Origin of the sequence: Vibrio brasiliensis LMG 20546, assembly GCF_000189255.1 — a bacterium.
GTDB classification, from domain to species: domain Bacteria; phylum Pseudomonadota; class Gammaproteobacteria; order Enterobacterales; family Vibrionaceae; genus Vibrio; species Vibrio brasiliensis.
Genome location: NZ_AEVS01000115.1, coordinates 1 through 23,107, shown reverse-complemented (window position 1 = coordinate 23,107; position 23,107 = coordinate 1). Strand labels below are relative to the sequence as shown.

The window sequence follows — 23,107 nt, the reverse complement described above, 5'->3', positions numbered from 1 at the left end:
TATTTGGCTGCTGATAATACTTGCCTCCCTCAGTGGGTGACAAGCAGCAAATCGTTAAAATTCGTTCTTCCACTCACGTAATGCAGTAAAAATCGCTAATGGATCAGTTTGTGACGTTCGATTCGCCACTGAACGGATGACACTTGGCTGGTCAGTACGCAGAAACGGGTTAATCCATTTCTCACGACGAATTGTGGTTGGCAGAGTAGGTTGGTTCTGAGCTCTAAGACGGTTAACTTCGTCGCGATATTGTTGTAGTTGGCTGTTATCTGGCTCAACCGCTAACGCAAAAGCGACATTGCTGGTGGTATATTCATGAGCGCAGTAAACCTCTGTCTCTTCTGGCAGAGCGGCCAGTTTGCTGAGCGAGGTGTGCATTTGTTCCATAGTGCCTTCGAACACGCGACCACAGCCTGCTGAGAACAGGACATCACCGCAGAACAGCTTACCATCACCAACATAGCCAATATGTCCACTGGTATGCCCCTCTAAACCCAAAACAAAGAAGACTTCATCAAACAGTTCAATCTGATCACCGGCTTCAACAGCGTGCGTGAGAGTGGGTACAGGCTCATTTGCCGGGCCTACCACGTCTACCTGCGGGAACTGTCTTACCAGTTCTGGTACACCACCAATATGGTCATTATGGTGGTGAGTGATCAGAATCGCCTCTAAACTCAGATTGTGTTCGTTCAAATACGCGAGCACCGGAGCCGCATCACCCGGATCAACGACAGCACAACGACGATCGCTATTTTGAATCAGCCAGATGTAATTATCATTAAATGCAGGTATGCTTTTGATATTCAACATGGTTGTGTCTCCAGTTACCAAGAGTGAAGCAGGTTATATATGAAGCCAGCACGTAGCAGCAAAAAGCTTGAAAAGCCTCATTCATGGTCTCAGCTAAAAAATGGCCAGTGGGTCAGTGATTCAATTCAAACCCGCATTGACGAATGGTGCCCAAAACTATTCGGATATCACCTACTTAAGCTGGGCGGGTTGAGCTGTGAGTTAACCAGCTTCAACTGTAATATTCAACATCAAGTTCACCTAGATATCCAGAACCCTTTGCACAATGTTATTGCAGATGGTTACGATTTGCCCTTTTTAGAGAAAAGCTTTGATGCGGTTTTGATGGCTCATCAGCTTGACTACTGTAATGACCCTCATCGAATGTTACGTGAAGTTGACCGCGTAATGATTGACGATGGATATCTGATCATTACTGGCTTCAATCCCATCAGCTTCACTGGGTTGGCGAGCTTAATGCCCTGGCGACGAAATAACCTTCCCTGGAGTGGCAGGATGTTTACGCCTAACCGAGTCAAAGACTGGTTGGGGCTGCTCAACTATCAGGTTTTGGAGTGTGACAGCTATGCGCTGTTTCCGATGCAAAAATATCGCACCATGTGGACTTGGCTAGAGAACAGTTTGGGTGATTGGGCTTCGCCAGTAGGTAGTCTCTACTTTATTGTGGCGAGAAAACGAACTTATCCGCTTAAACCGATCAAGCCTCACTGGAAACTAAAACGAAAATTGACGCCATTGGGCGTCAATTACAAGGTTTCGAATCGGCGTAGCAGTTCCAATTAGCTAGGAATATACCCGGTATCTTCTTCGGTCGGGTTTTCTGCGGCGGCGCGTGCGAGTTCATCACACATTTCGTTTTCTCGGTGTCCTGCGTGGCCCTTAACCCAGCGCCAGTCGACTTGGTGGCGTTGTGTTTCCGCATCAAGTGCTTGCCATAGATCGGCGTTCTTTACAGGTTTTTTATCCGCTGTTTTCCAGCCACGCTTTTTCCAGTTGTGAATCCACTGGGTAATACCCTGACGCACGTACTGGCTATCTGTGGTCAGAATAACGTCACATGGCTCTTTTAACGCTTTAAGAGCAACGATGGTTGCCAGCATTTCCATACGGTTGTTGGTGGTGAGTGTGTAGCCTTTAGCGAGCGTTTTCTCAGTCTGTTTATAGCGTAGAACAACGCCGTAACCACCAGGACCTGGATTACCTAAACAAGAACCATCAGTGAAAATTTCCACCTGTTTCGTCATGATTTGATACTATTGGGTTAAGCACATTATTGGCATAGTCTGACACACATATTGTTATGAATACCAGCAACAATTCTAATCAACATCGTATTGTGGTTCTCGATACCGAAACCACAGGTATGAACCGTGAGGGCGGACCTCACTACCAAGACCACCGAATCATTGAAATCGGTGCTGTAGAGATCATCAACCGTAAACTAACCGGGCGTCATTTCCACGTTTACATCAAGCCAGATCGTGAGATTCAGCCTGATGCGGTAGAAGTTCACGGTATTACTGATGAGTTTCTGGTCGACAAACCTGACTATCGTGATGTGCATGCTGAGTTCCTCGAGTTCATCAAAGGCGCTGAGCTGGTAGCACACAACGCACCCTTCGACGTCGGCTTTATGGATCACGAGTTTGGCATGCTTGACCCAAGCATCGGTAAAACCGTCGACTACTGTAAAGTGACTGATACGCTGGCCATGGCGAAGAAAATCTTCCCGGGCAAGCGAAACAACCTTGATATTCTCTGTGACCGTTACGGAATAGATAACTCTCACCGTACTCTCCACGGGGCATTGCTCGATGCTGAGATCCTGGCTGATGTCTACCTGTTAATGACAGGTGGCCAGACTTCGTTGCAGTTTAATGCTGGTAACTCCAGTGAAGATGGGGGCGAAGCGATAAAACGTGTGGCAAGTGGGCGAAAATCGCTAAAGGTTTTGCGTGCAACAGCCGATGAATTAGAAGCCCACCAAAGTAGATTAGACATAGTAGAGAAGAGCGGTAGCTGTCTCTGGCGTCAGTAGGAGAAAGGATGTTGAGGTTCTGGATTGCCATTTTAGGTTTTTTGTTTAGTTCGTTAGGCTATACAGCCGAAGGATCCTCAATGTCGCTGTTGGACAACCGCTTTAGGGTTGACCCTTCGATCAAACAGATCACTTTTGTTATCTATCGGGCTCAAAGTTCTCAACCCGTTGTGTTAGTCAGACCGGATGGCAAAAAATATTATGCTTGGCGTAGTCCGGATAACGTCCGCTGGTATCAAGAGTCTTCGATGGACATTGTCTCTATCGACAACCCGATGCCTGGTCCTTGGCAGGCGATCGGTAAAGTGACGCCTAAGAACAAAATCAAACTCATTTCTCATCTGGAGTTATCAACAGATACTCTGCCTAACCGACTTTATAATGGTGAATCGCTTAAATTTAATGCCCGCCTGACGTCAGATGATCAGCCGCTGGTACTCAGGGACTTTCTCGACCGCGTTAAGCTAAAAGTCACTTTCACTAAGTATGTTGAAAACGAAGAAGACTTAATTAAGGAAGCGCGCCCGCTGCCTGAAGTGATTGGCGAGTTCGCTGATGATGGCAAAGGTCTCGATGAAGTTGCCGGTGATGGGATCTTCACAGTTGCTCTGCCTATCACCAGTGAACCGGGTAAGTACCGCGTCAGGATAACTTCCGGTAATGGTGTTTTCCTTCGCGCTCAGGAACAAGAAGTTCTGGTCTATCCGTCACCTCTGCAGGCCACCTTTATACAGTCTCGTGATGAGATGAGCCCTAACAAAATTGTTTTTGCTGGCGAGCAGGGAATGATTCAGCCAGGCTCTATTGCTGGTCATATTGAACATACGGCTCCCAACAAAGCAGTGACTACAGTGCAGGGCAGTGCGGACAAAGAGAGTAATAAGCTAACACTTGAAATTCCATACAGTGCAGACCTTGGTCTTTATGAATGGCATGGTAAGGCGTTTGCGACTGAAATGGGCTCAGAGCGTCCGCTAATCTTTCCTGTTAGTGTTCACACATATAGCGTTGTGGATGAGGTCGATATTGCTGAAACCCGCCGCTTACAGGAAGAAGAGCGTCTCAAGCAGCAAAAGCTTATGGAAGAGATCCAGTTACAGGAAATGCGTGAAGCGAAACGAACCCGCACTATGATTTTGATAGGTGTCGGTAACGTAGTGGTCTTGATTTTGGGTCTTGCTGTCTGGTTTGTAATGCGCAAACTAAAAGCGAGCAGACAAGCTCTGCCAGAGATGCAATTGGATATGCCGAAGAAGTAACAGCAAGTTAGGGGCTGGTGGCAACACTTGCCGCTTAGAGAGAAATAAAAAGGGCTGCCTCGGCAGCCCTTTTGCTATTTATGAGATAAGTTACGCCACTTCATCCATCTGTGGAGAAAGTTGCGGCATTGGCTTTGCAGCCAGTTCCTCAGGGCTGAAGTCATCGACATTAATAACGTATAGACGGTGCTGCTCAGCTTCTGTTAGCAGCTTCGCTTCATCGTTATCAATGATGCCTTTCTCCAGACCTAATTTACCCACTTCATCAAGGCGAAGGAACGGACGACGTTGACCAAGTTGTTTACAGATCTTGTCGAACAGAGGTTCAGCTTCGAGAATAATTTCTAGCGCTTGCTCAATACGACCAACCGCGTTGTTTTCACTCGCAACGAAGTATTGGTTACGACCAATGCGTGAACGAGTTTCGCTTGGTGTCTGCAGAATTTGCGCGACTTTGCTATCCAGCTTGTCATTTGGTGCTTTACGTACGCGACCAAATGGCATGATAAGCAGACGTAGTGCTTTACCAATAAACTTGTTCGGGAAGTTTGCTAAGAACTCATCAATCGCTACTTCAGTCTGTTTGAGGCTATCTTGCAGACCCCAGTGAACCAGCGGTAGATCATCGGCAATACGACCATCACTTTCATAACGTTTTAATGTTGCAGAGCTCAGGTAAAGCTGACTAAGGATGTCACCCAGACGAGCAGACAGACGTTCTTTACGTTTCAGAGAACCGCCAAGTACCGCCATTGAAATATCGGATAGTAATGCGATGTTAGCACTGTAACGGTTGAGTTGTTGGTAGTAACGCGCGGTTGAGTCTTTAACCGGAGTTGCAGAGAAACGACCATCTGTCAGACCTAACCAGAAGCTACGAACCAGATTACTCATCGTAAAGCTGACGTGACCAGCCAGAGCAGAATCAAACTTGTCCAGTGCGTCTGAAGCGTCAGAGTAAGCAGCGTTCATCTCTTCAAGAACATATGGATGACAACGAATTGCACCCTGACCAAAGATGATCATTGAACGAGTCAGAATGTTTGCACCTTCTACAGTTACCGCTATCGGTGCTCCCTGATAACCACGAGCAAGGAAGTTCGAAGGACCCATACAGATACCTTTACCACCGACGATGTCCATCGCGTCGATAATGCTCTGTTGACCACGGTGAGTACAGTGGTACTTAACGATGGCAGAGATAACCGAAGGCTTCTCACCAAGATCGATACCAGCAACTGTCAGATTACTCGCTGCATCCATGACGTATGCATTACCACCCAGGCGCGCCAATGGCTCTTCGACGCCTTCCATATGACCGATAGGCTGTTTGAACTGACGACGAATACGAGCGTAAGCACCAGTCGCAAGCGCGGCAGTCTTGATGCCACCCGTTGAGTTAGAAGGCAGCGTAATTCCACGACCTACTGACAGACATTCAACTAGCATGCGCCAGCCCTGACCTGCCATTTTCGGACCACCGATGATGAAATCAAGTGGAACAAACAGATCCTGACCGCGTGTCGGACCATTCTGGAAAGGAACATTGAGTGGGAAATGACGGTTACCAATCTCTACCCCGTCCAGATCTGTCGGGATAAGCGCACAGGTGATACCAATATCTTGTTGATCACCAAGCAAACCATCAGGGTCACGCAGTTTAAACGCCAGACCAAGTACTGTCGCAACAGGAGCCAGAGTAATGTAGCGCTTGTTCCATGTCAGGCGCATACCTAACACTTCTTTGCCTTGCCATTCGCCTTTACAAACCACACCAAAATCAGGGATTGAGCCAGCGTCAGAACCTGCCTCAGGGCTAGTCAGTGCGAAACATGGGATCTCTTTGCCTTCTGCAAGGCGTGGTAAGTAGTAATCTTTTTGATCGGTTGTGCCGTAGTGCTGTAGCAGTTCACCCGGACCTAAAGAGTTCGGTACACCGACTGTCGAAGAGAGAACGCCAGAAACCCCAGTTAGTTTCTGAAGAACCAGGGATTGTGCGTAAGCAGAAAACTCAAGGCCACCATATTTTTTCTTGATGATCATGGCAAAGAACTTATTGTCTTTCAGGTACTGCCACACTTCAGGTGGTAAATCTGCCAGTTCATGAGTGACCTGATAATCGCTAACCATGGCACACACTTCGTTGACTGGACCATCAAGGAAAGCCTGTTCTTCAGCGCTTAGCTCAGGCGTCTTAATATCATGAAGTTTGTTCCAGTTTGGCTTGCCTTTAAACAGCTCCGCTTCCCACCAAACCGTACCTGCATCCAGTGCTTCTTTCTCGGTCTGAGACATTGCAGGCAGCACTTTTTTAAACAGCGATAACGCTTTTTTGCTGATAAGAGATTGACGGACTGAAGGAACCGCTAATGTCGCGATTGCAGCGATAAACAGTATCCAGCTGAGTGAACCCGCTGAACCGAAGATAGAAAGCACAACCATAGTCACTGTCAGCGCAGCAATTGAAACTAGCAGCGAGCTACGATGATAGAGGCAGACAGCCAGTACTGTGGTAAAGCCAAGGATAGAGAGCAAGATGTCCATATGTATATTCCTTTTGCGGCGATTTATTGTTGGTTATTCGCCGATGACTAGTAAGAGGTCTAACCAGTTAAGTGTAATCAAAATATTAATAAAATGTAAAACCTCTATTTGCTCAAAAAGTGATCTAAGTAGAGTCAAAGGTCTAAAAATGGCGGGCTGTGCGGAAATTGTGAGCGAAGAATGGTAAGAAAGCGGCAAATGTTATCGGCAAGCTATCGACAGTGAGAATTGTTTGAGTAAACTCTGTAGATAACCATTTCTGTATTGTTCACAGAACTATCTATTACAAAAATTAGAGAAAAACCTATGTACCAGGACCTGATTAAAAGCGAACTTACTGAAGCTGCTGATGTTCTAAACAAGTTCTTGAGCGACGACAATAATATTGCTCAAATTGAAGCTGCAGCGAAAATGATTGCGGATTCATTTAAGCAAGGCGGTAAAGTACTGTCATGTGGTAATGGTGGCTCACACTGTGACTCAATGCACTTTGCTGAAGAGCTAACTGGTCGTTACCGTGAAAACCGCCCAGGTTTACCAGGTATCGCGATCTCTGACCCAAGCCACTTATCTTGTGTAAGTAATGACTTTGGCTACGAGTACGTATTCTCTCGTTACGTAGAAGCTGTAGGTTCAAAGGGCGACGTTCTATTCGGCCTTTCAACTTCAGGTAACTCTGGCAACATCCTTAAAGCGATTGAAGCAGCTCAAGCCAAAGGCATGAAAACAATTGCTTTGACAGGTAAAGATGGCGGCAAAATGGCTGGACTAGCGGATATTGAAATTCGTGTTCCACACTTTGGCTATGCTGACCGTATTCAGGAGATCCATATCAAGATCATCCACATCGTGATTCAGTTGATTGAAAAGGAAATGGAAAAGTAATCTTTTTCCAATAGGTTTAAACAGTATTAGTGCCTGGCGCTAATACTGTTGTTGTATAAGGGAGTTTCTTAAACCATGTGTGAACTGCTCGGAATGAGCGCCAATGTGCCAACCGATATCTGTTTTAGTTTTACCGGGCTCATGCAACGTGGTGGCAATACCGGTCCGCACCGTGATGGTTGGGGAATTACTTTTTATGAGGGCAAAGGCTTTCGTAACTTCAAAGATCCAAACCCAAGCTGTGATTCAAAGATCGCAGAGCTTGTTCAGAATTATCCTATTAAAAGCTGCGCGGTAATCAGCCATATCAGGCAAGCTAATCGTGGCGCAGTTAATCTGGAGAATACTCATCCGTTTACCCGTGAGTTATGGGGGCGTTACTGGACGTTTGCTCACAACGGGCAACTGAGTGATTATCAGGATTTAAATTCAGGTCGTCACCGCCCTGTGGGGCAGACAGACAGTGAGTTGTCATTCTGTTGGTTGCTTAAGCAGATGGAAGACAGATACCCAGAGCCTCCACAAGATATGGTGGGTGTATTCCGCTTTATTGCAGAGTGTTGCGAGCAGCTTAAAGATAAAGGTGTATTTAATATGCTGCTGTCTGACGGCGAGTACGTGATGACTTACTGCACGAACCACCTTTACTGGATTACCCGTCGGGCTCCATTTGGTAAAGCATCACTGATCGATGAAGATGTAGAGATTAACTTTCAGGAAGAGACCACGCCTAACGATATTGTCTCAGTGATTGCGACTCAGCCACTGACTGACAATGAAGAGTGGCATCGAATGAAACCGGGTGAGTTTGGTATTTTCCACTTTGGTGAGCTTATTGACGGGAATGCTGACGAGTTGACCGACGTGGCGTTTGCGCCGAAAAAGGTCGCAAGTCAGGCACCGACGGAGCCGTTGGAGTAGGAATACAAGACCGGACTTCGTCCTGCGAGAGCGCTTCGCTCCGAGATGCGAGAACGGACTGCGTCCTGTGAGAGCGCTTCGCTCTGAGAAGCGAGACTGGGCTTCTCCCTTCTAAAGGTGGGCGTTGGCAGAATGGTGACGGAACCTTTAACTCAAAAGGTGTTGACTGGACTTGTCCTTAAAAAGACATAATTATTCCGACTCTCGACTCTCGACTCTCGACTCTCGACTCTCGACTCTCGACTCTCGACTCTCGACTCTCGACTCTCGACTCTCGACTCTCGACTCTCGACTCTCAAAAAAAAGGCCGATGTCTCCATCGGCCTTTTGTATTTTTAAGCGTTTACTTAAGCTAGTTGCGCTTTAACGTGCTCAACGATGTCAGCCATCGCTACTGCAGTCTTCTCACCTGAACGGCGGTTCTTGTACTCGAAGTTACCTTCTTTCATAGAACGATCACCAATCACGATAGTGTGAGGAACGCCGATAAGCTCCATATCTGAGAACATTACACCTGGGCGCTCTTTGCGGTCGTCGAACAGTACTTCGATACCCATAGCAGTCAGTTCGGCGTACAGCTTCTCAGCAGCTTCCTTAACTTCTTCAGATTTGTGCATGTTCATCGGTACGATCGCAACCTGGAACGGCGCTAGTGCGTCTGGCCAGATGATGCCGTATTTGTCGTGGTTCTGTTCGATTGCAGAAGCAACAACACGTGATACACCGATACCGTAACAACCCATCTCCAGGATTACGTTCTTACCATCTGGACCAAGAACACCACAGTTCATTGCTTCAGAGTAAGTGTTACCTAGCTGGAAGATGTGACCCACTTCGATACCACGCTTAAGCATTAGGGTACCTTTACCACATGGGCTTGGATCACCTTCTACTACGTTACGTAGATCTTCAATTTGGCCCAGCTCAACGTCGCGACCCCAGTTGATGCCGAAGTAGTGCTTGTCATCAACGTTAGCACCTGCGCCAAAGTCGCTCATTACAGCAACAGTGCGGTCTACGATGAATGGAAGTTCTAGACCAACAGGGCCAAGAGAACCAGGGCCAGCACCGATAAGCGCACGAATCTCTTCTTCTGTAGCCATCTCTAGAGGAGCCGCTACTTGAGGAAGGTTTTCTGCTTTCACTTCGTTTAGTTCGTGATCGCCACGGATGATTAGCGCAATGATGTCCGCGTCTACTTCATCAGATGCTTTAACGAATAGAGTCTTAACGGTTTTCTCAATCGGTAGATCAAACTGCTCGACGAGTTCAGCGATAGTTTTCGCGTTTGGCGTATCAACAAGAGTCATCTCTTGAGTCGGTTCTGCGCGATCGCCAGCAGGAGCTGCTGCTTCTGCTTTTTCGATGTTCGCTGCGTAATCAGACTCAGTAGAGAATGCGATCAGGTCTTCGCCGCTTTCAGCGAGTACGTGGAACTCTTGAGAGCCGCTACCACCGATAGCGCCAGAGTCAGCCAGTACTGGACGGTACTCAAGACCCATACGGTCGAATGCTTTACAGTAAGCATCGTGCATCGCCTGGTAAGATTTCTCCAGACCAGCTTTGTCTATATCGAAGCTGTATGCATCCATCATGCAGAATTCACGTGCACGCATTACGCCGAAACGTGGGCGACGTTCGTCACGGAATTTAGTTTGGATTTGGTACAGGTTTAGCGGAAGCTGTTTGTAAGAGCTCACTTCGTTACGCACAAGGCTAGTGATCACTTCTTCAGCTGTTGGGCTAAGAACAAACGGACGAGTGTGACGGTCAGTAAAGCGAAGTAGCTCAGGACCCATCTTCTCAGAACGACCTGTCTCTTCCCATAGTTCAAACGGCTGAACAACGGGCATCAATGTTTCGACAGCGCCTGCATTGTCGATCTCTTGACGAACGATGTTTTCGACTTTACGCAGTACACGTAGACCAGTAGGTAGCCAGGTGTATAGACCTGAAGCCAGCTTACGGATCATACCTGCACGTAGCATGAGCTGGTGGCTCACTACTTCTGCGTCGTTTGGAGTCTCCTTCAGAGTAGAAAGAAGATAATTACTGGTACGCATTTAACTTATCCGTTTATTAAAGTTAGATACTCAAGCCGGAATGGACAGGAGTATAGAGGTCCCACTGAGGGGAAAATTGTTAGCCGCTTATAATATCAGCCAATTGCCTTTGTCAAAAGCTTTCAATCGCAGTAACTGTTATTAAGTTATCCGTTACCGTGAACTTGACGTTCAGATCGAACAAATTTACCGCATATTCCTTGTTGTCAGGCTTGTTTTTCTTGTAAGCCGGGCGAGGGTCTTGCGCTAATACTTGCTCGATCACTGTTTTGAGATACTCACTGTCAGGGCGCTGCTGCAACTTAGTTAATGCCGCTGCAGAGAAGTTGACTGGAGAGGTATCAGGCTCACCTTCGGCATAGCCCGCACTTGCCTCAGCGACAGCATCGGAGTAGGGAATGTAAGGTTTGATATCGATAACGGGGGTGCCATCAACTAAGTCGACATTACCAAGATCCAAATAGATCTGATCCCCAAGCTTCGTCACCCCTTTGACTTCTACTGCCGACATGCCGATGCCATTTGGTCTAAAGGTCGACCGTGAAGCAAATACACCAATGCGTTCATTGCCGCCAAGTCGAGGTGGACGAACGGTTGGCTTCCATCCCGCCTGTAAATTCTGGTCAAACAAAAACAACAGCCAAATGTGAGAGAACTGCTCGATGCCTCTCAGCGCTTCTGGACTATTTGCTTCTCCGGTCAACCTAACGCGAGAGCGTGCTGCAGGCACTAAACGTGGTTGGCGTGGGACAGCGAATTTCTCTTTATATGGGCTTTCAATAAAACCGATTGGCTCTACGGAATACATGGTCTTTTCACTCGGGGACTACTGATTCAGCAAAAGTAACACAAAAAAAGCTTGCAAACATTGTTGAGAATGATTATTAATTAATATGTTATAACATAACAGTTAAGGCAAATTTAATATGCAAGCTAATATCCACCCTGAATATCGAACTGTTGTTTTTCACGATACCAGTGTCGATGAGTACTTTTTGATCGGTTCAACCTTACAAACTAATCGCACTATCGAATGGAGCGATGGTAAAACTTATCCCTATTTCACCGTTGAGGTTTCATCAAAATCTCACCCTTTCTATACAGGTAAGCAACGAGTTATTCAGAAAGAGGGCCGAGTGGCTAACTTCAGACGTCGTTTCAGCCAGTTTGAAAAAGGGGATAAATAGATGAAAGTGGTTAAATCATTAAAAAGTGCTAAAAGCCGACATCCTGATTGTCAGATCGTCAAACGCAGAGGAAGGCTTTATGTGATTTGTAAAACTAACCCAAGATTTAAAGCGGTTCAGAAATAGTTATCGCATTGTTGAATATCGGTTAGAAAAACAGCCTCCGACAGTAATCCCACCTTTAAATATCTGAGCTATTAAGCGAGGAAAATATTTAGCCTCTTTCCTCTTAATAGCTCGTTTTTCATCTCTCTTGAATCAAAAGCTTAGCTTTTGTCATATAACCAACTTGAATGTCTGGTTGCAAATTATAATTCTAATTTCTAGTTTAAAATTGGTTCAATTTGCTAATTATTTGTTCAAATGAAGTTAATTTATATGATTTATTACACAGTTTGTAACATTTTGAATTTCTAATTGAGTATATTGTCGAGTAACCTTGCCCGGCATTTGGAACATTTTTGTCACATTTGCACAGGAATAACTACAAGGAGGGAACAGATGAGTTCATCTGCTTCGATTAAACAAAACTCGCCAAAAAAGCCGTTGTTCACGCGCTTTCTTGATACTGTTGAATATTTGGGGAACCTTTTACCCCACCCAATCACTCTTTTCGCCATCTTCTGTTTAGCAATCCTGGTCACTTCCGGTATTGCTGGTTACTTTGAAGTATCTGTTATGGATCCTCGCCCTGAAGGCGCGAAAGGTCGTTCAGCAGATGGCATGATCCATGTTGTCAGCCTACTCAATGCTGAAGGTCTACAACTGATCGTTACTAACCTGGTTAAGAACTTCGTCGGCTTTGCCCCACTAGGTACTGTACTGGTCGCTATGTTAGGTGTTGCGATCGCTGAGCATTCAGGCCTACTATCTGCAGCAATGCGCGGTATGGTTATGGGTGCGTCTAAACGCATGGTTACTGTAACGGTTGTTTTTGCAGGTATCATTTCTAACACTGCATCCGAGCTTGGTTACGTCGTACTTATCCCATTAGCAGCAATGCTATTCCACTCTTTGGGACGTCACCCTCTTGCAGGTCTTGCAGCAGCGTTTGCTGGTGTATCTGGTGGTTACTCTGCCAACCTTCTAATCGGTACTGTTGATCCACTGCTTTCTGGTATTACAGAAACAGCTGCGCAAATGATTGATCCTTCATACACTGTTGGTCCAGAAGTTAACTGGTACTTCATGTTTGTATCGACTTTCTTCATTGCGATTACCGGTGCTTTTGTTACTGAGAAAATCGTTGAGCCTAAACTGGGCAAATACAATGAAGAAGAGTCTTCTGAAGACCTGTCTCAAGACACGATGGGCAAACTAACTGCTATCGAGAAGAAGGGTCTTAAACTGGCTGGTCTTGCGGTACTAGCAGTATCAGCTTTGCTAGCTTGGACAATCGTTCCTGAAGATGGCGTGCTACGCTCTGCGACAGGTACTGTGGCAGGCTCTCCATTCCTGAAGAGTATTGTTGCGTTTATCTTTGTGTTCTTTGCAATCCCTGGCTTTGTTTACGGTAAAGTTACAGGTTCAATGAAGACAGACCGCGACGTGATTGATGCGATGGCGAAGTCTATGTCTTCAATGGGCATGTACATTGTACTGGTGTTCTTTGCGGCTCAATTCGTTGCATTCTTCAAGTGGACTAACTTCGGTCAGGTATTTGCGGTTGCTGGTGCAAGCTTCCTGCAAGAGATTGGCCTGACTGGTCCAATGCTGTTCTTCGCATTTATCCTGATGTGTGGCTTCATTAACCTGATGATCGGTTCTGCTTCTGCACAGTGGGCAGTAACAGCACCTATCTTTGTACCAATGCTCATGTTGGTAGGTTACGCGCCAGAAACAATTCAGGCTGCGTACCGTATCGGTGACTCAACCACAAACATCATTACTCCAATGATGAGTTACTTCGGTCTTATCCTGGCAGTAGCGACACGTTACATGAAGAATCTAGGTATCGGTACGCTAATTGCGACCATGCTACCTTACTCTATCTGCTTCATTGTTGGCTGGAGTCTACTGTTCTACGTATGGGTATTTGTATTAGGCCTACCAGTTGGTCCTGGTGCGGCAACTTACTACACGCCTTAATTGATGTAGAAAACCCTGAACTGAAAGCCAGAGCATTTGCTCTGGCTTTTTTCTTGCCTTAATTTGACAAGCTAGGGCGGTGAACTTTACTTACTTTTATAGCATCAAGTGAGGAGGTCGAATGTTAATCAAGCAGCGGTATTTGTTGTGGTGTAGCGTCGTTTGACCTAATTAGTCGTAGTTAACCTCTCCCGTTATGACTCGATGTGTCGCGTTTTTGGTGCTGACTTTTGGACTCTGTTCTTATTGCTGGAGTGCAACTCCGATTCAATTAGTTACTCTTGATTACCCGCCTTACATTGTTAGCAAAGAAGGGGAGTTATCCGGTGTTGCTGTTGAGCTGGTTGAGGCGGTGTTTAAAGAGTTAGATGTGCCGATTTCGATTCAGGTATTGCCATGGGCGAGGGCTCTGAGCAATGTCCAGTTTGGTCGGGCCGACGCGATATTTACAGCATTTAAGAATCCTGAAAGAGAACAGTTTGCCGATTTTAGTCACCAGGTACTGTTTACCCAAAACATCAGCTTGGTTGCCAGAGTTAATAGCAATATTCGTAGTGATAACTTCCTAACCGATGACCTGTCCGATATGACGATCTGCGTTGTCAATCGAGTGAGTTACGGTAAACGAATTGATGTTTTGTTAGCAGAGAATCGGTTTAAGTTGGTGTTTAAGCGTAATCAAACCAATGAGTGTGCACATCTGGTCAGAACCGGGCGTGCAGATGTGTGGGTTAATAATGATTTTGGTGCGCGCAGTATTATTGCCAGCGAGGGGATGGAGGAGGTGCTCGATATACTCTCTCCGCCCATTGAGGCGACACCCAGTTATATCGCTTTTTCTAAATTGAGAGAACACACTTGGCTGCGTGGGCGTTTTGACGAGGTTCTGGAAGTTATGAAGCAAGATGGGCGCTATGAAGCGATCATTGACGGATATTTTGAACGCTTGAGGGAACAAGCTGCAAAAGAAAAGGGCTGACGTATCATGTCAGCCCTTATTGTTTGTTTTCGCTAGTGAGTGATTACCAGCCTTTAACCACGCCACCTTTGAAGATGTCTGATGCTGCTGTGTAAACTTCTTCAGTCTGGTAAGACTTAACAAAGTTCTGCACGTTTTCAGCTTGTACGTTGTCTTCACGCGCAACAATCAGGTTTACGTATGGAGACTCTTTATCTTCAACGAAAACACCATCTTTTTGTGGAGTCAGGTCGATTGAGCTTGCGTAAGTCGTGTTGATTACTGAAAGAGCAACATCATCAAGTGAACGAGGCAACTGAGCTGCATCAAGTTCTACAATAGTGATGTTTTTCGGGTTCTCAACGATATCGCGTACCGTTGCCAGTAGACCAACGTTTTCACGCAGTTTTAGCAGACCTTGTTGCTCAAGAAGAAGCAGTGAACGACCTAGGTTAGTTGGATCGTTTGGTACTGCGATGCGTGCACCGTCTTGGATCTCATCAACAGATTTTACTTGCTTAGAGTAACCTGCGATTGGGTAAACGAAAGTGTTACCAGCAATAGTCAGTTTGTAACCGCGATCCGTAACTTGTTGATCAAGGTATGGCTTGTGTTGGAATGCGTTGATATCGATTGAACCATCATCCAGTGCTGCGTTTGGCGTTACGTAGTCAGTGAAAGTGACCAGCTCAACATCCAGGCCGAATTTCTCTTTAGCCACTTTTGCTGCTACTTCAGCAACCTGTGCTTCAGCACCTGCCATTACGCCAACTTTGATCTTGCTAGTGTCGACTTCTTTTTCGCCACAACCTGAAAGAACCAGTGCAGACGCTGCTGCTGCGATAGCCAAAATACCTTTAAGACTGAATTTCATCACTATCTCCTTATAAATAAAATCTGTGATTAATGTTTAATTTGTTATTAGCGGTGATCTACACGACGGACAATCGCGTCACCAATAGATTGAATAATTTGTACCAGTACGATGAGCATCACGACAGTGACAGCCATGATCACTACGTCGTAGCGGTGGAAACCGTAGCGGATTGCAACGTCACCCAGACCACCGCCCCCAACAGTACCTGCCATTGCCGAGTAGCTAACGAGCGTTACTAGCGTGATGGTTACTGAGTTGACGATTGTTGGCATTGCTTCAGGTAGCAGTACCTTAGAGATAATCTGCATTGGTGTCGCCCCCATTGATTGCGCGGCTTCAACCAGACCTGTCGGTACTTCTAGTAAAGCACCTTCGATAAGGCGGGCAACAAATGGAATCGCACCAATCGTCAGAGGCACAATCGCTGCCGTTGTACCGATAAAGGTGCCGACCAACAGCTTGGTTACTGGAATAATGGCAACCATCAATACAAGAAATGGCACTGAACGACCAACGTTAACAATAGCGCCTAGTACACTGTTGAGCTTAGTGTTTTCTAGTAAGCCACCTTTCTTACTGGTGTGCAGAATAACGCCGAGTGGGATACCGACTGCAAAGCCTACGATACCTGCTACGGCAACCATGTAGAGTGTCTCTAATGTTGCGCCAATCAGCAGATTGCTGTTTAAGTTCAGCCACTGTGAAATTTCATTAAAGGACATAACCCAGTACCTCTACTTTTACGTTGTGTTCACGTAGGAACTCAATGGCAGCATTATCGTCTTGTTCATTACCAAACAGTTCCGCGACCATCATGCCAAACTTAACACCACCGGCGTAATCAAGGTCAGAGCTCAAGATGCTGACATCAATATTAAACTTACGCGCAATCTGGCTCATTAAAGGGGCGTCCACTGTCGCACCAGTAAATTCCAGGCGCACTAACGGGTAGCTGTTTTCAACACGCGTTTGTTGCAGACGAGCCTGATAATCTTCCGGAATAGAGAGATCCAGCGTTGAACGAATAAACTGATGAGCAAGTTCTGTTTTCGGGTGAGCGAAGATCTCGCCAACCGTACCTTTCTCTACCAGTTCACCGCCACCAATGATCGCCACTTCGTGACAGATGCTTTTCACTACATCCATCTCATGAGTGATCAGTAGGATAGTGATGCTTAGCTTGCGATTAATCTCTTTCAGCAGCTCAAGAATCGATTGAGTTGTTGCTGGATCGAGAGCACTGGTCGCTTCGTCACAAAGCAGAACTTTCGGGTCACAAGCGAGTGCGCGAGCAATGGCAACACGCTGCTTTTGACCACCACTCAGGTTTGCTGGGTAGCTTTCATGCTTATCTTCCAGACCGACTAATTTAAGCAGCTCAGTCACTTTTTGCGTGATATGTGCTTTGTCTTTACCGGCCAGTTCTAAAGGGAGCGCGACGTTGTCAAACACGCTGCGTGAAGAGAGCAGGTTAAAATGCTGGAAGATCATACCGATGTTACGACGTGCTTCACTTAGCTCAGATTTAGACAGCTTAGTGAGGTCGACACCATCAACCACGATTGAGCCCGTAGTTGGTGCTTCTAACATGTTTACACAACGAATAAGCGTACTTTTCCCTGCTCCTGATGAGCCAATAACACCAAAGATTGTTCCCTGAGGAATATGAAGGTTAATCTCTCTCAAGGCATGAATTTCCTTAGTGCCTTGGTAGAAAACCTTGTTTACTTGATTAATTTCAATCATCGAGAAACCCACTATCAGATTGGATGAGCAGCAGAAGAATATTTTGAGCTACATCTCATTTACTAGAGGATGCTATGGCTTTGCGTGATTTGTGTCAATAGATATTTTTACGTCTAGACGTCTAAACGTATTTTTTGGCCAAACGATTAGTAATTAGATAGTGATGAAAGAAATAAAGCGTGCAATAATTCTTATTAATCAAAGTAAAAACGAGAAGCATATTTTGGCAAAACCTGCAGTCTTTCTAGACCGAGATGGCGTAATCAACGTCGATCACGGCTATGTGCATGACGAACACGATTTTGAGTTCATTGATGGCGTTTTTGAGGCGACGAAGAAGCTCAAAGAGATGGGGTATCAGCTAGTTCTGGTGACCAACCAGTCTGGTATTGCGCGTGGCATGTTCAGTGAAGATCGCTTTTTATCCCTGACTCAATGGATGGATTGGAACTTCGTGGATAATGGTGTTGAGCTAGATGGTATCTATTACTGTCCGCACCATGCCGAGCACGGTCAGGGTAAATATAAAGAAGATTGTGACTGTCGTAAGCCAAAGCCGGGGATGTTTATCTCTGCTCGTGACTTTTTGAAAATTGATATGGCCAACTCTGTGATGGTTGGTGATAAAGCTGAAGATATGATGGCGGCCGAAGCGGCTGGTGTCGGTACTAAAATCCTTGTCCGTACTGGTAAGCCAGTAACGGAAAAAGGTCAGCAACTGGCGACAGTGGTGCTAGATAGCATCAAGCAAGTGCCGGAATATCTCGCGCAGTAATTAAGCTTGGGCTGCCTGCGTAGCTGAACTTGTGTGGAGGGAATCATGACATTTCGATTGTTACTCACGACCATAATTGGACTCGGCTTAACGGCTTGTTCATATAATGCAGTAGAGCGTGACAGTGCCTATCAAGGTGACTTTACGTTTTATCAGTGCAGTGCAGATAAAACCTTTAAAGTGGCATTTATGCCCAATGAGCCCCTGGCTCTGTTAAGGTTGCCTGAACATGATTACCGTCTGGTACAAGTTCCTTCGGGTTCTGGTACTAAGTATATTCTTGACGACGGTACCGCACAGACTCTAAACCCTGTGACACTTTATACCAAAGGCAAAGAAGCCCGTCTTGAGCTAGGGCGTGTAGTGTATAAAAACTGCATCAGCCAATAACTCTGTCAGGATAGCTTTAAGGAGGCGCAAGCCTCCTTTTAACGTTGAACCACTAGACCCAATAATCTATGAGCAAAAAGTTAACCATTCTTGATATCGCAAAACTGTCTGGCGTTGGTAAGTCAACAGTGTCTCGTGTATTAACCAATGATCCCAAGGTTAAGCCGGAAACTCGTGCCAAAGTGGAGCAGGTGATCCAGGAGTCTGGTTATGTACCATCTAAATCGGCTCAGGCAATGCGTGGTGGCAGTCAGAAAGTGGTTGGTGTGATTATCTCCCGTCTTGATTCTCCCTCAGAAAATAAAGCGGTGGGGAGCATGCTCAATACCCTGTATGCCGCGGGCTATGATGTCGTGATCATGGAGAGTCAGTTTGACCGTGAAAAAACCAATGAACATCTCGACGTTCTGAAAAAGCGCAATGTCGATGGTGTTATCGTATTTGGTTTTAGTGATTTTGATATTTCAAAGCTGGCAAGTTGGCACAATCGCTCGGTGGTGATCGCGATGGATACCGATGTAGTATCGTCGATTAACTACGATAACACTGGCGTGATAGTGCAGGCCTTGGAACACCTTAACTCACAAAAGGTGAGTAATATCGCTTTCATTGGCGTTGACCCGAGTGACAAAACGACGGGTAAAGTCCGCCTGGAGGCTTATTTAAACTGGTGTCATGAACAACAAATTGAGCCCAACTATCAAACTGGTCACTTACACCATGAAAGTGCCTACCAACTGGTCGACAAAGTGCTGCGTGAGCGCACTGATGCGATTGTCTGTGCCAGTGATACTTTAGCCTTGGGAGTTATCAAACGTCTTCAGGAGTTAGATCGCGAAGACATTATCGTCACCGGTGTGGGGGGCAATGAACTACTCTCTTTCCTTTTCCCTAAAGTATTCAGTATTGACCCTGGCTATGCTCAGGCAGGGCAAAGGGCTGCTAACCTTCTGATTTCACAAGTTAATGGTGAGATTTCACAGGTCCATATCACTCAGCAGCCAGTGTTAATCTAAGCCATTATTTTCAAAGTGTTTTAAAATTATACTGTGATCTCATTCAATTTATGGGACTGTTCCCATTTTTCTCTTGAGATAGATCTGACAATATAATAAGCACGAATGGGAACATTCCCATAAATATAAAAAAGCCTAGTCAGTTTGAACGTCAAAGTTTTTGACAACAGATGAATGAGAATCCAATTAGGGTGGACATGGATATGAGTAAGATAGCGAAACAAGAAGTTGAGCGTCTGATTGAACGAGTCGGTGGACGAGATAATATCGCCAGTGTAAGTCACTGTCTGACTCGCCTTCGTTTTGTACTAAATGATACCAGCAAGGCTGATGAGAAGGCGTTGGAAGAGTTATCACTCGTCAAAGGGTGCTTTACTAATGCCGGTCAGTTTCAGGTAGTCATTGGCACAGAAGTCGATGAAGTATACAAAGTGCTGATCGAGTTATCAGGTAAGAGCGAAGCATCGAAGGATGAAGCAAAACAAGCCGCTCGTCAGAATATGAATATCCTGGAACGTGGTATTTCCCATCTTGCTGAAATCTTTGTACCACTGCTTCCTGCGATCATTACTGGTGGTCTGATTCTGGGCTTTCGTAATGTTATCGGCGACATCAAAATGTTTGATGGCCAGTCGCTCACTGAAATCAGCCAGTTCTGGGCAACGGTACATAGCTTCCTATGGTTAATTGGTGAAGCGATCTTCTTCTTCCTACCGGTTGGTGTCTGTTGGTCGACAGTTAAAAAGCTTGGTGGAACGCCAATCCTGGGTATTACTCTGGGTGTGACCTTGGTTTCACCACAGCTAATGAATGCGTATTTGATCGGTAAACAGGTACCTGAAGTGTGGGATTTCGGCTTGTTTGCGATTGAAAAAGTCGGTTATCAGGCGCAGGTGATCCCGGCAATGTTAGCGGGTATAGCACTGGCGTTTATTGAAACCAATCTGAAGCGAATCGTCCCTTCTTACCTCTATCTGGTTGTCGTACCCTTTGTTTCTATCATTGTCTCTGTCGTTCTGGCGCACTCTCTAATCGGTCCATTTGGTCGCGTATTGGGTGATGGTGTGGCATTCGCAGCTAAAGCGGCAATGACAGGTGATTTTGCGGTGATTGGCTCAATGGTGTTTGGTTTCCTTTACGCACCTCTGGTTATTACAGGTATTCACCACACCACTAACGCTGTTGACCTGCAATTAATGCAAGACCTTGGTGGTACACCAATCTGGCCTCTGATTGCTCTATCAAACATTGCTCAGGCGTCAGCTGTTGTCGGTATCATTATCATCAGTAAAAAGCATGGCGAGCGTGATATCTCTGTACCAGCAGCAATCTCAGCCTATCTGGGTGTTACCGAGCCTGCGATGTACGGTATTAACCTTAAGTACAAGTTCCCTATGCTAAGCGCAATGATCGGTAGTGCTGTTGCTGCGGCAATCTGTGGTAGTGCTGGGGTTATGGCAAATGGTATCGGTGTTGGTGGTCTGCCGGGCATCTTATCTATTCAACCACAATTCTGGGGTATCTATGCTATTGCGATGCTGGTGGCAATCGCACTACCTGCAGCATTGACTCTTTTCTTCTACAAGCGCGCACAGAGCAAAGGCGAGCTAGAGCCTGCAAACGCTTAATACAACGACATTATTTAGGAGCGGCATTCGTCGCTCCTCTTTTCAAAGATTTTTCTTATTGGTAAGTGAGTTTAGAAATGACAACAATCGCTAATGATGCAAATTGGTGGAAGACCGCTTCCATCTATCAGATTTACCCAAAAAGCTTTTGTGATAGCGGCAGTAAAGGGACTGGTGATATACAAGGCATTATTTCTAAGCTCGATTATCTCAAACTGTTAGGTATTGACGCTATTTGGTTAACCCCTGTCTACCAATCTCCGATGATAGATAACGGCTACGATATCTCAGATTACTACGCGATTAATCCAGATTTCGGCACCATGGCTGACTTTGAGCAGTTGCTTGAAAAAGCACATCAACGTGGTATCCGTATTATTATGGATATCGTGGTTAATCATACTTCAACAGAGCATCATTGGTTCCAGTCTGCGCTAGGCGACAAGAACAGCCCGTATCGCGATTACTACATTTGGCGTGACTCGGTCGACGGAGAACGTCCAAACAACTGGCAGTCAAAGTTCGGTGGCAGTGCCTGGGAGTTGGATGAAGATACAGGTCAATACTTCCTGCATTTGTTTGCTAAACAGCAAGCAGACCTTAACTGGGAAAACCCTCAGGTTCGCGCTGAAGTTAAAGAGGTCATCAGCTATTGGGCTGAAAAAGGGGTAGATGGTTTCCGTCTGGATGTGATTAACCTGATCTCTAAGCAGCAAGACTTTCCCAATGACGATATTGGTGATGGACGACGCTTCTATACCGATGGTCCGCGTGTTCACGAATACCTCCAAGAAATCAGCAGCGCAGTATTCCAAAAGTACGGCAGTGTCACTGTAGGAGAGATGTCTTCGACTACCCTTGACCATTGTCAGCAGTACTCTTCGCTTGATAATAAAGAGTTGTCGATGGTGTTTAATTTTCACCACTTAAAAGCGGATTATCCCAATGGTGAGAAGTGGACCAAGGCGCCGTTTGACTTTATTCAGCTCAAGCAGATTTTCAACCACTGGCAAACCGGTCTTAATGGCAAAGGGTGGGGAGCTCTGTTCTGGTGTAACCATGATCAGCCTCGTGTCGTTAGCCGTTTGGGTAATGATCAGGAGTATCGCCTCGAGTCAGCAAAAATGCTTGGAGCATCAATACATATGATGCAGGGCACACCTTATATCTATCAGGGGGAAGAGTTTGGTATGACAAACCCAGGTTACACCAGGATAGAGCAATACCGTGATGTCGAGAGCACTAATATGTACGACATTATGGTTAACCAACAAGGTGTCGCACATGATGAGATGATGGCCATCTTAGCGCAAAAATCTCGCGATAACTCGCGCACTCCTATGCAGTGGAATGAGGATACGTATGCAGGGTTCTCGAAAAGTGAACCTTGGCTCGAAGTTGCAGCTAACTACCGTGAAGTGAATGCAAAATCTGCATTAGATGACGAAAACTCTGTATTTTACTTCTATCAAAAACTGATTGAATTGCGTAAAGAGTTGGAGGTAATAACCACAGGCACTTACCTTGATCTTTATCCACATCATGACGCAGTGTTTGGTTACCAGCGTCAATCTCAAGCTCAGACATTGATCTGTCTGAACAACTACTATGGTCAAGATACGCAATGTCGCTTGCCGGATAGCTTTGATGTATCCAAAGCCAGATATGTGTTAGGTAACTATGCTGATTTAGAGCAACAGGTGAGTCGAGAACAGCTACTTAGACCATACGAGACACGCATTATTCTTTTAGAAAGCTAACACCCCCTATAGTGTTTGCTTCACCAGAGCTCACCCGCTCTGGTACTTGCCCCGCAGTGACGGGGCTTTTTTTGTTTTAGCATCAGATAGATAGAGAAATAGTATGTCAGTGAGTTATGTTGAGGCGAAAAAAAACCAGCTCAATGAGCTGGTTTCTTT

22 protein-coding genes are annotated in these 23,107 nt (G+C 45.8%); 14 read left to right on the top strand and 8 right to left on the bottom strand.

What is annotated here, in order from left to right; translation table 11 throughout:
- Positions 1 to 54: 54 nt before the first annotated feature.
- Entirely contained in the window at positions 55 to 813 is a 759-nt protein-coding gene (gloB, locus tag RH46_RS20980; RefSeq protein WP_006881535.1) for a hydroxyacylglutathione hydrolase, read from the bottom strand.
- A 39-nt stretch (positions 814 to 852) separates the two neighbouring features.
- Here gloB and RH46_RS20975 point away from each other — a divergent pair, with 39 nt between their 5' ends.
- Positions 853 to 1,596, top strand: coding sequence for a class I SAM-dependent methyltransferase (locus RH46_RS20975; protein ID WP_006881534.1), 744 nt, complete (start codon positions 853 to 855; stop codon positions 1,594 to 1,596).
- Here the strand turns inward: RH46_RS20975 and rnhA are convergent.
- Positions 1,593 to 2,057, bottom strand: coding sequence for a ribonuclease HI (rnhA, locus tag RH46_RS20970; RefSeq protein WP_006881533.1), 465 nt, complete (start codon positions 2,055 to 2,057; stop codon positions 1,593 to 1,595). The two genes, RH46_RS20975 and rnhA, sit on opposite strands and share 4 nt — an antisense overlap.
- Positions 2,058 to 2,113: 56 nt before the next feature.
- Between rnhA and dnaQ the strand changes: the two genes are divergently transcribed.
- Together dnaQ and RH46_RS20960 are read left to right on the top strand one after the other, a co-directional pair.
- Complete coding sequence (gene dnaQ, locus RH46_RS20965) at positions 2,114 to 2,851, top strand: DNA polymerase III subunit epsilon (protein WP_006881532.1); 738 nt, start codon at positions 2,114 to 2,116, stop codon at positions 2,849 to 2,851.
- An 8-nt stretch (positions 2,852 to 2,859) separates the two neighbouring features.
- Positions 2,860 to 4,110 carry a TIGR03503 family protein gene (locus RH46_RS20960; protein ID WP_006881531.1) on the top strand — a complete coding sequence of 417 codons (1,251 nt, stop codon included), beginning with the start codon at positions 2,860 to 2,862 and terminating at the stop codon, positions 4,108 to 4,110.
- 90 nt (positions 4,111 to 4,200) lie between these two features.
- Here the strand turns inward: RH46_RS20960 and fadE are convergent, their stop codons facing one another.
- Positions 4,201 to 6,654: an acyl-CoA dehydrogenase FadE gene (gene fadE / locus RH46_RS20955; RefSeq protein WP_006881530.1), complete on the bottom strand. Its 2,454-nt coding sequence runs from the start codon at positions 6,652 to 6,654 to the stop codon at positions 4,201 to 4,203.
- Positions 6,655 to 6,960: 306 nt separating this feature from the next.
- On the opposite strand from fadE, the gene lpcA reads away from it, so the two are divergent.
- A complete protein-coding gene (gene lpcA, locus RH46_RS20950) occupies positions 6,961 to 7,539 on the top strand; it encodes a D-sedoheptulose 7-phosphate isomerase (RefSeq protein WP_006881529.1) in 579 nt (192 codons plus the stop codon).
- Between the two features lie 75 nt (positions 7,540 to 7,614).
- Positions 7,615 to 8,460, top strand: a complete 846-nt coding sequence (locus tag RH46_RS20945; RefSeq protein ID WP_006881528.1) for a class II glutamine amidotransferase — start codon at positions 7,615 to 7,617, stop codon at positions 8,458 to 8,460.
- Positions 8,461 to 8,807: 347 nt separating this feature from the next.
- Here RH46_RS20945 and RH46_RS20940 read toward each other — a convergent pair whose 3' ends face one another.
- Positions 8,808 to 10,523, bottom strand: a complete 1,716-nt coding sequence (locus RH46_RS20940; RefSeq protein ID WP_006881527.1) for a proline--tRNA ligase — start codon at positions 10,521 to 10,523, stop codon at positions 8,808 to 8,810.
- 112 nt (positions 10,524 to 10,635) lie between these two features.
- On the bottom strand, positions 10,636 to 11,331 hold the full coding sequence (tsaA, locus tag RH46_RS20935) for a tRNA (N6-threonylcarbamoyladenosine(37)-N6)-methyltransferase TrmO (protein WP_006881526.1): 696 nt from the start codon (positions 11,329 to 11,331) through the stop codon (positions 10,636 to 10,638).
- A gap of 118 nt (positions 11,332 to 11,449) precedes the next feature.
- On the opposite strand from tsaA, the gene RH46_RS20930 reads away from it, so the two are divergent.
- The 4 genes from RH46_RS20930 to RH46_RS20920 all read left to right on the top strand — a co-directional run bounded on the left by RH46_RS20930 (position 11,450) and on the right by RH46_RS20920 (position 14,777).
- Positions 11,450 to 11,710, top strand: coding sequence for a type B 50S ribosomal protein L31 (locus RH46_RS20930; protein ID WP_006881525.1), 261 nt, complete (start codon positions 11,450 to 11,452; stop codon positions 11,708 to 11,710).
- Positions 11,711 to 11,836 carry a type B 50S ribosomal protein L36 gene (ykgO, locus tag RH46_RS21975; RefSeq protein WP_005380299.1) on the top strand — a complete coding sequence of 42 codons (126 nt, stop codon included), beginning with the start codon at positions 11,711 to 11,713 and terminating at the stop codon, positions 11,834 to 11,836.
- 375 nt (positions 11,837 to 12,211) lie between these two features.
- Positions 12,212 to 13,798, top strand: coding sequence for an AbgT family transporter (locus RH46_RS20925; protein WP_006881524.1), 1,587 nt, complete (start codon positions 12,212 to 12,214; stop codon positions 13,796 to 13,798).
- Positions 13,799 to 13,994: 196 nt separating this feature from the next.
- Entirely contained in the window at positions 13,995 to 14,777 is a 783-nt protein-coding gene (locus RH46_RS20920; protein WP_006881523.1) for a substrate-binding periplasmic protein, read from the top strand.
- A 43-nt stretch (positions 14,778 to 14,820) separates the two neighbouring features.
- Here the strand turns inward: RH46_RS20920 and RH46_RS20915 are convergent, their stop codons facing one another.
- From RH46_RS20915 to metN, 3 genes are read right to left on the bottom strand one after another with little or no spacing between them, the layout of a single operon-like run.
- Positions 14,821 to 15,630 (bottom strand): MetQ/NlpA family lipoprotein, encoded by an 810-nt coding sequence (locus RH46_RS20915; protein WP_006881522.1) that lies wholly within the window; start codon positions 15,628 to 15,630, stop codon positions 14,821 to 14,823.
- A gap of 47 nt (positions 15,631 to 15,677) precedes the next feature.
- Positions 15,678 to 16,355: a methionine ABC transporter permease gene (locus tag RH46_RS20910; protein WP_006881521.1), complete on the bottom strand. Its 678-nt coding sequence runs from the start codon at positions 16,353 to 16,355 to the stop codon at positions 15,678 to 15,680.
- Entirely contained in the window at positions 16,345 to 17,379 is a 1,035-nt protein-coding gene (gene metN / locus RH46_RS20905; RefSeq protein ID WP_006881520.1) for a methionine ABC transporter ATP-binding protein MetN, read from the bottom strand. The genes RH46_RS20910 and metN overlap by 11 nt, the downstream gene beginning before the upstream one ends.
- A 223-nt stretch (positions 17,380 to 17,602) precedes the next feature.
- Here metN and gmhB point away from each other — a divergent pair, with 223 nt between their 5' ends.
- The 5 genes from gmhB (at position 17,603) to treC (ending at position 22,948) form a co-directional block, all read left to right on the top strand.
- Positions 17,603 to 18,154 carry a D-glycero-beta-D-manno-heptose 1,7-bisphosphate 7-phosphatase gene (gmhB, locus tag RH46_RS20900; RefSeq protein WP_006881519.1) on the top strand — a complete coding sequence of 184 codons (552 nt, stop codon included), beginning with the start codon at positions 17,603 to 17,605 and terminating at the stop codon, positions 18,152 to 18,154.
- Between the two features lie 45 nt (positions 18,155 to 18,199).
- A complete protein-coding gene (locus RH46_RS20895) occupies positions 18,200 to 18,544 on the top strand; it encodes an MliC family protein (RefSeq protein WP_006881518.1) in 345 nt (114 codons plus the stop codon).
- A gap of 68 nt (positions 18,545 to 18,612) precedes the next feature.
- The gene (treR, locus tag RH46_RS20890) at positions 18,613 to 19,560 is read left to right on the top strand and encodes a trehalose operon repressor TreR (RefSeq protein ID WP_006881517.1); all 948 of its coding nucleotides are present in this window, start codon (positions 18,613 to 18,615) and stop codon (positions 19,558 to 19,560) included.
- Between the two features lie 203 nt (positions 19,561 to 19,763).
- A complete protein-coding gene (treB, locus tag RH46_RS20885) occupies positions 19,764 to 21,188 on the top strand; it encodes a PTS trehalose transporter subunit IIBC (protein ID WP_006881516.1) in 1,425 nt (474 codons plus the stop codon).
- Between the two features lie 77 nt (positions 21,189 to 21,265).
- Positions 21,266 to 22,948 carry an alpha,alpha-phosphotrehalase gene (treC, locus tag RH46_RS20880; RefSeq protein WP_006881515.1) on the top strand — a complete coding sequence of 561 codons (1,683 nt, stop codon included), beginning with the start codon at positions 21,266 to 21,268 and terminating at the stop codon, positions 22,946 to 22,948.
- Positions 22,949 to 23,107 lie beyond the last annotated feature (159 nt).